Annotated in this window: 10 protein-coding genes; 8 read left to right on the top strand and 2 right to left on the bottom strand. The window is 60.3% G+C overall.

The features are described from left to right. The 3 genes from PMI35_RS28230 to PMI35_RS28240 form a co-directional block, all read left to right on the top strand. A partial coding sequence (locus PMI35_RS28230; RefSeq protein ID WP_008055412.1) for an aldehyde dehydrogenase family protein occupies window positions 1-344 on the top strand: 344 nt, incomplete at its 5' end. Window positions 345-528: 184 nt separating this feature from the next. Continuing rightward, window positions 529-1,806 (top strand): 4-aminobutyrate--2-oxoglutarate transaminase, encoded by a 1,278-nt coding sequence (gene gabT, locus PMI35_RS28235; protein WP_008055411.1) that lies wholly within the window; start codon window positions 529-531, stop codon window positions 1,804-1,806. A gap of 137 nt (window positions 1,807-1,943) precedes the next feature. Further along, window positions 1,944-3,158, top strand: a complete 1,215-nt coding sequence (locus tag PMI35_RS28240) for an HDOD domain-containing protein (protein ID WP_008055410.1) — start codon at window positions 1,944-1,946, stop codon at window positions 3,156-3,158. Window positions 3,159-3,274: 116 nt separating this feature from the next. On the opposite strand, the gene PMI35_RS28245 is transcribed toward PMI35_RS28240, so the two are convergent. Next, window positions 3,275-4,261: a GGDEF domain-containing protein gene (locus PMI35_RS28245; protein WP_008055409.1), complete on the bottom strand. Its 987-nt coding sequence runs from the start codon at window positions 4,259-4,261 to the stop codon at window positions 3,275-3,277. Window positions 4,262-4,409: 148 nt separating this feature from the next. Next, window positions 4,410-5,594, bottom strand: a complete 1,185-nt coding sequence (gene desA, locus PMI35_RS28250) for a delta-9 fatty acid desaturase DesA (RefSeq protein ID WP_008055407.1) — start codon at window positions 5,592-5,594, stop codon at window positions 4,410-4,412. A gap of 147 nt (window positions 5,595-5,741) precedes the next feature. On the opposite strand from desA, the gene dibA reads away from it, so the two are divergent. The 5 genes from dibA (at window position 5,742) to cysW (ending at window position 10,942) form a co-directional block, all read left to right on the top strand. Next, window positions 5,742-7,661: a phosphodiesterase DibA gene (gene dibA / locus PMI35_RS28255; RefSeq protein WP_008055406.1), complete on the top strand. Its 1,920-nt coding sequence runs from the start codon at window positions 5,742-5,744 to the stop codon at window positions 7,659-7,661. Window positions 7,662-7,818: 157 nt separating this feature from the next. Beyond that, window positions 7,819-8,001: a sulfur starvation response protein OscA gene (gene oscA, locus PMI35_RS28260; protein ID WP_007975618.1), complete on the top strand. Its 183-nt coding sequence runs from the start codon at window positions 7,819-7,821 to the stop codon at window positions 7,999-8,001. A 153-nt stretch (window positions 8,002-8,154) separates the two neighbouring features. Next, the gene (locus PMI35_RS28265; RefSeq protein WP_008055404.1) at window positions 8,155-9,168 is read left to right on the top strand and encodes a sulfate ABC transporter substrate-binding protein; all 1,014 of its coding nucleotides are present in this window, start codon (window positions 8,155-8,157) and stop codon (window positions 9,166-9,168) included. A gap of 69 nt (window positions 9,169-9,237) precedes the next feature. After that, on the top strand, window positions 9,238-10,056 hold the full coding sequence (gene cysT / locus PMI35_RS28270) for a sulfate ABC transporter permease subunit CysT (RefSeq protein WP_008055402.1): 819 nt from the start codon (window positions 9,238-9,240) through the stop codon (window positions 10,054-10,056). Window positions 10,057-10,069: 13 nt separating this feature from the next. Beyond that, the gene (gene cysW, locus PMI35_RS28275) at window positions 10,070-10,942 is read left to right on the top strand and encodes a sulfate ABC transporter permease subunit CysW (protein WP_008055400.1); all 873 of its coding nucleotides are present in this window, start codon (window positions 10,070-10,072) and stop codon (window positions 10,940-10,942) included. Window positions 10,943-10,945 lie beyond the last annotated feature (3 nt).

The raw sequence follows: 10,945 nt of genomic DNA, 5'->3' as shown, positions 1-10,945 counted from the left end.
AGCCGACCATCCTGACCAACGTGCCGAACAACGCCGCCGTGGCCAAGGAAGAAACCTTCGGCCCACTGGCTCCACTGTTCCGCTTCAAAGACGAAGCCGACGTAATCGCGATGTCCAACGACACCGAGTTCGGCCTGGCTTCGTACTTCTATGCTCGTGACCTGGGTCGCGTGTTCCGCGTGGCAGAAGCCTTGGAATACGGCATGGTCGGCGTCAACACCGGTCTGATCTCCAACGAAGTCGCGCCATTCGGCGGCATCAAGGCCTCGGGCCTGGGCCGTGAAGGTTCCAAGTACGGCATCGAAGATTACCTGGAAATCAAATACCTCTGCCTGGGCATCTAAGCCCGGTAAGAGATTGCTTCAAACGCAAAGGGCACGAGAGCGCTGACCCTTTGCGTGCTTCAACCGGAATTTTCTCTGTGGCCGGGAACGCTGTAGCAGTCGATCATCGCATGCTGCTGCGGTTGCTTCCCCGCCGCTTAATCCTTGAACCACGCCGACCGATGAGCGGCGAATGAGGAATGTAATGAGCAAGACTAACGCTGATTTGATGGCCCGCCGTACCAATGCAGTTCCACGTGGTGTTGGCCAGATTCACCCGATCTTCGCCGAGTCCGCGAAGAACGCGACTGTGACCGACGTTGAAGGTCGCGAGTTCATCGATTTCGCCGGCGGTATCGCCGTGCTGAACACCGGCCACGTGCACCCGAAAGTCATCGCCGCCGTGACCGAGCAGCTGAACAAGCTGACCCACACCTGCTTCCAGGTACTGGCCTACGAGCCGTACGTAGAAGTGTGCGAAAAAATCAACGCCAAGGTGCCAGGTGATTTCGCCAAGAAAACCCTGCTGGTGACCACCGGTTCCGAAGCCGTGGAAAACTCCATCAAGATCGCCCGTGCCGCCACTGGCCGTGCCGGCGTGATCGCGTTCACCGGCGCTTATCACGGCCGTACCATGATGACCCTGGGCCTGACCGGTAAAGTCGTGCCTTACTCGGCCGGCATGGGCCTGATGCCAGGCGGCGTGTTCCGCGCGCTGTACCCGAACGAACTGCATGGCGTGAGCATCGACGATTCGATCGCCAGCATCGAGCGCATCTTCAAGAACGACGCCGAGCCGCGTGACATCGCTGCCATCATCATCGAGCCGGTTCAGGGCGAAGGTGGTTTCTACGTCGCTCCAAAAGAATTCATGAAGCGTCTGCGTGCCCTGTGCGACCAGCACGGCATCCTGTTGATCGCTGACGAAGTACAAACCGGCGCAGGCCGTACCGGTACTTTCTTCGCCATGGAACAGATGGGCGTTGCTGCCGACCTGACCACCTTCGCCAAATCCATCGCTGGCGGCTTCCCGTTGGCCGGTGTGTGCGGCAAGGCTGAATACATGGACGCCATCGCTCCAGGCGGCCTGGGCGGCACCTACGCCGGTAGCCCGATCGCTTGCGCCGCGGCCCTGGCCGTGATGGAAGTGTTCGAAGAAGAGCACCTGCTGGACCGCTGCAAGGCTGTCGGCGAGCGTCTGGTGACTGGCCTGAAAGCCATCCAGGCCAAGTACCCGGTGATCGGCGAAGTGCGTGCCCTGGGCGCGATGATCGCTGTCGAGCTGTTCGAAGGTGGCGACAGCCACAAGCCGAACCCGACCGCCGTGGCAGCCGTTGTGGCCAAGGCTCGCGACAAGGGTCTGATCCTGCTGTCCTGCGGCACCTACGGCAACGTTCTGCGCGTCCTGGTACCGCTGACTTCGCCGGACGAGCAACTGGACAAAGGTCTGGCGATCATCGAAGAGTGCTTCTCCGAGCTCTGATCACCGAGTGTGACCTGCTTCACAAAAAACCCGCTTCGGCGGGTTTTTTCATGCCCTCTAAAAGGCAAAACCGCGTATTAGCGCTGTAACCGATGGCCGGCTTTGGCTAAGGTTCACGCATTGCCAGGGAGAGCTGTATGACAGTCGTCATTTTACCCGCGATTCCGAGAGTGCTGATCGCCGAGGCCGACCCATGGACCCGCGATCTGCTCAAGGAAGTGTTGTTGAACGTTCGCTGCGATGCGCGGCTGGATTTGTGTGCCGATGGTCAGCAGGCGTTGGCGTTGCTGGCGTCGAACCCTTACGACCTGGTCATCGCCGACTGGGAGTTGCCAGGCGTCGATGGCCTGAATGTGTTGCGCAGTGTGCGCCAGCGCAAGCGCAATCCACCGTTGCCCTTCATTCTGATGAGCAGCCGCAATGACAGTGCGAGCGTACGAGAGGCCTTGCCGCTGGCCCCCGCCGCGTACCTGACCAAACCCCTGAACATGGCAAGCCTGACCCAGCGCCTGCAGGCTTTGCTGCTGAACGCCGGGGAAGAGGTATCGTGCGAGGTGCCGACGCTGGCGCCGGGCATGACGTTGTCCGTGTTCCTCGAGCGCCGTCGCGAACTGGCGGAAGGCGCGCCGCTGATGACCGACGTGCAAGTGGCGGTCAAGCGAAGCCTCAATCCCAATGGTCTGGATTTGACGGTGCTGGAAGATGAGATCCGCACCGATCCACAGGTCACCGCCGTGCTGATCGCCGCCGCCAACAGCGCTGCCCAGCACCATGGCACCGCCGTGCAGACGCTGTCCCAGGCACTGCACCGTTTGGGCACCGGGCAGAGCATGAACCTTATCCTGGGCCTGACACTCAAGCGCAATTCGCGGCTCAGCGATCCACAGCTGGCGGACTATGCCGAGCGTTACTGGGATTTGTCGCTGCACACCGCTGAGTACGCGCGAACGCTGGCGCGCTTGCTGGATCTGGATCAGGCACGTTGCTACTGCGCCGGCATGCTGCATCGGCTGGGCGACCTGGCGTTGCTGCGTTGTTTGCAGGAGTGGAAACAGGCCGGTGGCGACCTGGACGAGCAGGAGCAAGTGGGCGAGGCGTTGGCCGAGTTCGGTGCCGCCTACGGTTCGGCGCTGCGCACCCGCTGGCGCCTGCCGCTGGAGCTGCGGCAGCTGATTGCGGCGGTTTACCAGCTCGGTGGCGGGGTTTACTCCCGCGAGGCCCTGGTGATGAACATGGCGGCGCAACTGGCACGCCTGACCGAGCATGAGGGCCTTGAGGCGTTGGCCAATAGCCGAACGGCGCGGCTGCTGAAGATCGGCTTGCCGGAGTTGGTGCGGATGCGCAAGAAATAAGGCTGGCGCAGACCTCTGTAGGAGCTGGCTTGCCAGCGAATCCAGACGACTCGGTGAGTCTGATACACCGCCTTCGCTGGCAAGCCAGCTCCTACAGGAGTTATGTGTTGGACGGGTCAGGCCGTGATGATTCGGTTCTTGCCTTGGCGCTTGGCTTCATACATCGCCGCATCCGCGCGGGCAAACAGGCTTTCCACGCTTTTATCCTCGGCCGTGAGGCTGGTCAGCCCCTGACTGACGGTGATGCCGAATGTCTGGCCGTCGTGGTTGAAGGTCAAGGCCTGAATCTCCCGTTGCACGCGCTCAGCCACTTGCAGCGCCATCTGCGGCGTGCAGCCGGGGAATACCGCGGCGAACTCCTCGCCGCCAATGCGGCCGAACAGATCGCCGCGGCGAAGTGCAGCACGGCCGCTTTCGGCAATGTGCTGCAGCACGTTATCGCCTTCCTGGTGGCCGTAGGTGTCGTTGATGACCTTGAAGTCATCGATGTCCAGCATGAGAAACGATAGCGGAGTGCACTGTTGTCGTGCCTGTTCGAATTCGTGGTCGGCGCCTTCGAAGAAATGCCGGCGGTTGCTGCTGCGGGTCAGGGCGTCGGTGGTCGCCAGCCGATGCAGTTCGGACTCCAGCTGTTTCTTGTCGGTGATGTCTTCGGCGATGCCGACAATGATCACCGGCTGCCCAGGCTCGGCCTGCCGGTTGATGAAGCACTTGTCGCTGATCCAGCGCAGCTGGCCATCGGCGGTGATGATTCGGTACTCGCGGTCTTCAACGGCACCTTTGTCCAGTACGTCCGCCAGGCTGCGCTCGGCGTACTCGAGATCGTCGGGGTAAATGCTGTCGCGCCATTGGTTGTAGTCGGCCAACAGCAGGTCGGCGCTGCGGCCGAAAATCCGTTCATAGGCGGGGCTGACATACAGCACCTGGCGGGTTTCCCAATTGAATGCCCACAGCACCGCGTTGACGCTCACCAGCAAGGTGTTGAGCAGCTGTTCGCGTTCGCTCAGGCGCGCCACCTCGCCTTGGGCGTGCATCAGCGCCATCAGGGTTTGCGCGGCCTCGGGCCACTGCGTGAGGGATGAGTCTTGCTGGTTGTTGACCATCGGCACCAAATCTCAAGGGCGTGCACCGCTCAGGGTTCGAAGCGGCCACAGCGAAGCCCGCCTGGATGGCGAAGTGTCATTGAGATAAGGGATTTAGAGCGAAGTTCCGAAGGGTGCGCCCGGGCATTGGGCGCACCGATCAACGGCTTCAGGTAGCGCTTGGGCGCAGGGAATAGGTTTTCAGCTGGTCGGCGAAGTCGCGCAGCGATTGAATACCGCTGGCTTCGGCTTCGTGTACCCAATCCTTGATGGCGGCCAGCATGTCGTGGCCATTTGAGCTGGTCTTGACCCAGATCTGCTGCAAGGCCAGGCGTTTCTCGTAGATTACCTTCAGTGCCTGGCTGTGCTCGAGCATGTTCTGGATGCGTACGTGGTGCTTGTCGTCCAGCAGGCTGGTTTCCCGCGAGAGCAAACGCTTGGCGCGGTGGAACTGGTGGCGGACCGAGTGATCGACCTTTTCCAGCTCTTGCTTGACCAGCGGCCCGATCACCAGCTTGCGGTACTGGGCCATGATCTGGAAGCGGTTGTTGAGGATCGCCATGGCGGTGTCCATGTCCAGGTTGCCCTTGCCTTCGACACGATGGGCAATCGGCGCGACCCGCTGGACCTTGGCCAGGCGCAGGAAGCTGAACATTTGAATCCAGGCCCAGCCCAGATCGAATTCCCACTTCTTCACCGACAGTTTTGCAGAGTTAGGGTAGGTGTGATGGTTGTTATGCAGCTCTTCACCACCGATCAGGATGCCCCAGGGCACCAGGTTGGTCGCCGCATCGCGGCACTCGAAGTTGCGGTAGCCGACGGCATGGCCCAGACCATTGACCACACCGGCGGCCCACACCGGGATCCACATCATCTGGATGGCCCAGATGGTGATGCCGATAGTGCCGAACAGCAGCAGGTCGATAACGGCCATGATCGCTACACCCAGCAGTGGAAAACGGGTGTAGACGTTGCGTTCGATCCAGTCATCCGGGCAGTTCTTGCCGTAGATGCGCAGCGTCTCGGGGTTTTCCGCTTCGGCTCGGTACAGCTCGGCGCCTTTGCGCAGAACGGTGGACAAGCCCTTGACCACCGGGCTGTGCGGGTCATCGACGGTTTCGCATTTGGCGTGATGCTTGCGGTGGATGGCGGTCCACTCGCGGGTGTTCTGCGCCGTGGTCAACCACAGCCAGAAGCGGAAGAAATGTTTCAGGCCGGCATTCAACTCAAGCGAGCGATGGGCTGAGTAACGGTGCAGATAGACCGTGACGCCGATAATCGTGACGTGGGTCATCAGCAGGGTGACTGCCACCAGTGACCAGGGCGACAAGCCGAGAAAACCTTCGTACCACATAGGCTATAGGGCCCTCGAAAAAGAAAAAAACAGCCGATGCATTATCACTAAGCGGACAGATAAAACCAGTCGCCCTTTCAGATATGAGTGGCAGGATGTGTCTTTAAACTATAATCCCGACTTTTTCGTAGGGACATGGACAGCCTTATGTCTGCCAGCTATCGCGATGCCATGCGTGCAGCGCTGCTTTACCTGCTGATTTCCGTGGCCTGGATGCTGCTCAGTGGCTATTTATTGAGCAGTTTATTCGATAACTCGGCCGAGCGCTTACGCTGGCAACTGATCAACGGTTATGCCTGGGTGGTGCTGAGCGCGGGCGTGATCTTCATTGTACGGAGTCGACTGTTGCGTTGCCTGGGCGTCGGCGCGAAATGGCGTGCACGAAGCGAAGACCGCGAGCGTCTGCGCCAGGCCGCCGCCGTGTTCGATTGCACCCGTGAAGGGGTGTTGGTCACCGATCACCAAGGGCGGATCGTGCATGTGAACCGCGCCTTCATGGAGATCACCGGCTATCAGCGTGAAGAAGTGCTGGGACGTCAGCCCAGCCTGTTCAAGTCGGGGCATCATCCACCCGCGTTCTACCAGGCGATGTTCGCCACGCTCAACAGCGTCGGCGAGTGGAGCGGGGAAATCTGGAACCGGCGCAAAAGCGGCGAAATCTACCCGCAATGGCAAACCATCCGCATCATCCACGACGACCAGGGGCGTTGCAGTCAATTCGTGGCGGTGTTTTCCGACATCAGCGCGATCAAGGACTCTGAACATGAATTGAGGCACCTGGCTCATCACGATCCGCTCACCGGCCTGCCCAATCGACTACTGTTCACCGACCGCGCCACGCAAGCCCTGGCATCGGCGCAGATCCACAAGCGTGGCTGTGCCTTGCTGATGATCGATCTGGATCACTTCGTGATGATCAACGACAGCCTCGGGCACTCGATGGGTGACCAATTGCTCAAGGCGGTGGCCGAGCGCTTGCGTGCCATGTTCGACCCTGGGGTCACCCTGGCGCGCCTGGGGGGCGATGAGTTCGCCGTGCTGGCCGAAAGCTGTCCGCAACTGATGCAGGCCGCGGCGCTGGCCCAGCGGATCATCGAGGGCCTCAAGGAGCCTTTCGACATTCAGGGGCATCGGCTGTTCATCAACGCCAGTATCGGTATCAGCCAGTTCCCCAGTGATGCATTGAGTGCCGAGCAGTTGTTGCGTAACGCCGATTCGGCACTGTTCAAGGCCAAGAGCGCCGGGCGCAATGGCTATGCCCTGTACACCGAAGAATTGACCGCCCATGCCCAGCAGCGGGTCGAGACCGCCTCTGAGCTGCGCAGGGCGCTTGAGCAGGACGAGCTACGGGTGTTTTACCAGCCGGTTCACGATCTCAAGACCCGTCGCCTGGTCGGCGTCGAGGCGCTGGTGCGCTGGGAGCATCCGCAGCGCGGCATGGTGTCACCTGCGCAATTCATTCCGGTTGCCGAGCGAACCGGGCTGATCGCCCAGATCGACGCCTGGGTGATGCGCCAGGCCTGTGAGCAGATGTGCCAATGGCAGCAGGCGGGCGTGGCGTTGTCGTTTGTCGCGGTGAATGTGTCATCGCGTTTGTTCGCCGGCCGTGAGCTCTACCAACAGGTTGCGCAGGTGCTGCGCGAAACCGGCCTGGACCCAATCTGCCTGGAGCTGGAAGTCACCGAGAGCGCGGTGATGGAAGATCCAGAGGTCGCGCTCGAGCAAATGCACCGGCTACGGGAGTTGGGTGTGCAGTTGGCCATTGATGATTTCGGCACCGGTTATTCGTCGCTGTTGCGGCTCAAGCGCCTCCCGGTACAGAAACTCAAGATCGACCAGGGCTTTGTCGCCGGGTTGCCGTTGGACGATGACGACGCGGCCATCGTGCGGGTAATCATCGCCCTGGCGCAGAGCATGGGCATGCAGGTGCAAGCCGAAGGCATCGAGCAGGTCGAGCAGGCGGCGTTCCTGCTCGAACACGGTAGTCACCTGGGGCAGGGTTACTGGTTTGGGCGGCCGGTGCCGGCTGGGCAATTGGATTGGTCACGTGCTCCGGTAATCGCTTGAACAACCGCAAACCCTTGTCCCACCGAATAATCTCTTCTGGTTATATAAACATTCTTAAATAGTCTTTTTAAGAATATCCGCGCCTCTCTACTATTGGTCTCACGCCGCAAGCAGTGCCGCCACTGCCAGGCAATCTCTCAGTCGAAGGAGCAGCACCATGAGCGCATCTCTACGTAGCGTTGACGGCCAGGACGAAGCAACCATCCTGCGCGAAATCCAGAGCGCCTTGCGCGACCTGCGGTTTGGTGCGGTGGAAATCACCGTGCACAACGCCCAGGTGGTCCAGATCGAGCGCAAGGAAAAATTCCGCTTGCAGCAGCCGGGCAATAAACCGGGCTGAAGCGAAAGATCAAAAGATCGCAGCCTGCGGCAGCTCCTACAGAGGCACGCAATTCCCTGTAGGAGCTGCCGAAGGCTGCGATCTTTGAGCAGGCAACCCGATTCCAGATCATAAGAAAAGCCAACACATTTAAGAATTCCAGGAGCTTTCACCATGTCGTCGATTCGCCATTTCGCTTTGGCCGCCCTGGCCAGCGCCCTGTTTGCCGGTTCCGCCGTTGCCAAGGATTACGAACTGCTCAACGTGTCGTACGATCCGACCCGTGAGCTGTACCAGGATTACAACGCTGAATTCGTAAATTTCTGGAAGAAAAGTAATCCAAGCGACAGCGTGAAAATCCAGCAGTCCCACGGTGGCTCGGGTAAACAGGGCCGGGCGGTGATCGACGGCCTGCGCGCCGATGTGGTGACCTTGGCCCTGGCCGGCGACATCGACGAAATCGCCAAGCTCGGCAAGACCCTGCCGGCCGACTGGCAGAAGCGTCTGCCGGAAGCCAGCACGCCATACACTTCGACCATCGTGTTCCTGGTGCGCAAGGGCAACCCTAAAGGGATCAAGGACTGGGGCGACCTGGTCAAGAACGACGTATCGGTGATCACCCCGAACCCGAAAACCTCCGGCGGTGCGCGCTGGAACTTCCTCGCGGCCTGGGCCTATGGCCTGAAATCCAACGGCGGTGACGAAGCCAAGGCCAAGGAATACGTGCAAACCCTGTTCAAGCACGTGCCTGTGCTGGACACCGGTGCTCGTGGCTCGACCATTACCTTCGTCAACAACGGTCAGGGTGACGTGTTGCTGGCCTGGGAAAACGAAGCGTTCCTGGCACTGAAAGAAGATGGCGGCGCCGACAAGTTCGAGATCGTCGTGCCTTCGCTGTCGATCCTTGCCGAGCCTCCAGTGGCCGTGGTCGACAAGAACGCCGAGAAAAAGGGCAACGAGCAGATCGCCGAAGCCTACCTCAAGCACCTGTACAGCCCTGCCGGCCAGGAAATTGCCGCGAAAAACTTCTATCGTCCACGTGACAAGGATGTGGCCGCCAAATACGCCCAGCAGTTCCCGAAACTGGACCTGGTCACCATCGACAAAGACTTCGGCGGCTGGAAAACCGCGCAGCCGAAATTCTTCAACGACGGCGGCGTATTCGACCAGATTTACCAGGCGCAGTAATCTTAAATAGCCATCAAGGAGCCTCGGATCGCGATTCGAGGCTTTGTGCATTCTCAACCAGGGACTTTTATGTCGCGTCGTATCTCCCCCGTCATACCCGGCTTCGGGCTGACGCTGGGCTACACCTTGGTGTACCTCAGCCTGATTGTGCTCATACCACTGGCGGCGATGTTCGTGCATGCCGCTCAACTCACCTGGGATCAGTTCTGGGCAATCATCTCGGCGCCACGGGTGCTGGCGGCGTTGAAGCTGAGCTTCGGCACCGCCCTGTACGCCGCGATCATCAACGGCATCATCGGCACGCTGCTGGCCTGGGTGCTGGTGCGCTATACCTTCCCTGGGCGCAAGGTCATCGATGCGATGATCGACTTGCCCTTCGCATTGCCCACCGCCGTGGCCGGTATTGCGCTGACCGCGCTGTATACCCCCACCGGGTTGGTAGGGCAGTTTGCAGCGGATCTGGGTTTCAAGATCGCCTACACCCCCCTGGGCATCACTCTTGCCCTCACTTTTGTGACACTTCCATTCGTAGTACGTACGGTACAGCCGGTATTGGCCGATATACCCCGTGAAGTGGAAGAAGCGGCGGCGTGCCTGGGTGCCAAGCCCTGGCAGGTTGCCCGGCATATCCTGTTGCCCGCACTGCTTCCGGCCTGGCTTACCGGTTTCGCCCTGGCCTTTGCCCGCGGGGTCGGCGAGTACGGTTCGGTGATTTTCATCGCCGGCAACATGCCGATGAAAACCGAGATCCTGCCGCTGCTGATCATGGTCAAGCTCGACCAATACGATTACACCGGCGCTACCTCCATTGGTGTACTGATGCTGGTGGTTTCCTTCATTCTGTTGCTGCTGATCAACTTGCTGCAGCGGCGCATCGAAACCCCATAAGGAGGCGCGAACAATGTCCCAATCGTCTATTGCTGCCGCCTCTTCGGCCAACGCTGCCCGCCGTGGCAGTGCAACCTCGCGGCGAATCCTGATCGGCCTTGGCTGGCTGATTTTTGCGCTGTTCCTGTTACTGCCGCTGTTCATCGTGGTGTCCCAGGGTTTGAAAAATGGCCTGGGTGCGTTCTTCACCGCGATCTTCGAGCCCGACGCACTGTCGGCGCTGAAACTCACGGTGATTGCCGTACTGATTTCGGTGCCGTTGAACCTGGTGTTCGGTGTCAGTGCCGCGTGGTGCGTGAGCAAGTACTCGTTCCGCGGCAAAAGCATGCTGGTGACCCTGATCGACCTGCCGTTCTCGGTATCGCCGGTAATCGCCGGTCTGGTCTATGTGCTGATGTTCGGCGCCCAGGGGCTGTTCGGCCCGTGGCTGCAGGATCACGACATCCAGATCGTCTTCGCCTTGCCGGGCATCGTGCTGGCGACGATTTTCGTCACCGTGCCGTTCGTGGCCCGTGAGCTGATTCCGCTGATGCAGGAGCAGGGCACTCAGGAGGAGGAGGCCGCGCGTTTGCTCGGGGCCAATGGCTGGCAGATGTTCTGGCACGTCACCGTGCCCAACATCAAATGGGGCCTGATCTACGGCGTGGTGTTGTGTACCGCGCGGGCCATGGGTGAATTCGGTGCGGTGTCGGTGGTTTCCGGGCACATTCGCGGGGTGACCAACACCTTGCCGCTGCACGTCGAGATCCTCTACAACGAATACAACCACGTGGCCGCGTTTGCCGTGGCGAGCCTGTTGCTGATCCTGGCGCTCTTCATCCTGCTGCTCAAGCAGTGGAGCGAAAACCGTATTAACCGCCTGCGCGCCAGCGCCGCGGAGGAATGATTT

Origin of the sequence: Pseudomonas sp. GM78 (assembly GCF_000282475.1) — a bacterium.
Taxonomy (GTDB): domain Bacteria; phylum Pseudomonadota; class Gammaproteobacteria; order Pseudomonadales; family Pseudomonadaceae; genus Aquipseudomonas.
This window is presented reverse-complemented; position numbering and strand designations above follow the sequence as displayed.

Bases quoted from the DNA above. Each gene is read 5' to 3' on its own strand.
- PMI35_RS28265 (WP_008055404.1), top strand. From the start codon at position 8,155: ATGTCGTCGATTCGCCATTTCGCTTTGGCCGCCCTGGCCAGCGCCCTG.
- oscA (WP_007975618.1), top strand. From the start codon at position 7,819: ATGAGCGCATCTCTACGTAGCGTTGACGGCCAGGACGAAGCAACCATC.
- cysT (WP_008055402.1), top strand. From the start codon at position 9,238: ATGTCGCGTCGTATCTCCCCCGTCATACCCGGCTTCGGGCTGACGCTG.
- PMI35_RS28245 (WP_008055409.1), bottom strand. From the start codon at position 4,261: ATGGTCAACAACCAGCAAGACTCATCCCTCACGCAGTGGCCCGAGGCC.
- PMI35_RS28240 (WP_008055410.1), top strand. From the start codon at position 1,944: ATGACAGTCGTCATTTTACCCGCGATTCCGAGAGTGCTGATCGCCGAG.
- desA (WP_008055407.1), bottom strand. From the start codon at position 5,594: ATGTGGTACGAAGGTTTTCTCGGCTTGTCGCCCTGGTCACTGGTGGCA.
- dibA (WP_008055406.1), top strand. From the start codon at position 5,742: ATGTCTGCCAGCTATCGCGATGCCATGCGTGCAGCGCTGCTTTACCTG.
- cysW (WP_008055400.1), top strand. From the start codon at position 10,070: ATGTCCCAATCGTCTATTGCTGCCGCCTCTTCGGCCAACGCTGCCCGC.
- gabT (WP_008055411.1), top strand. From the start codon at position 529: ATGAGCAAGACTAACGCTGATTTGATGGCCCGCCGTACCAATGCAGTT.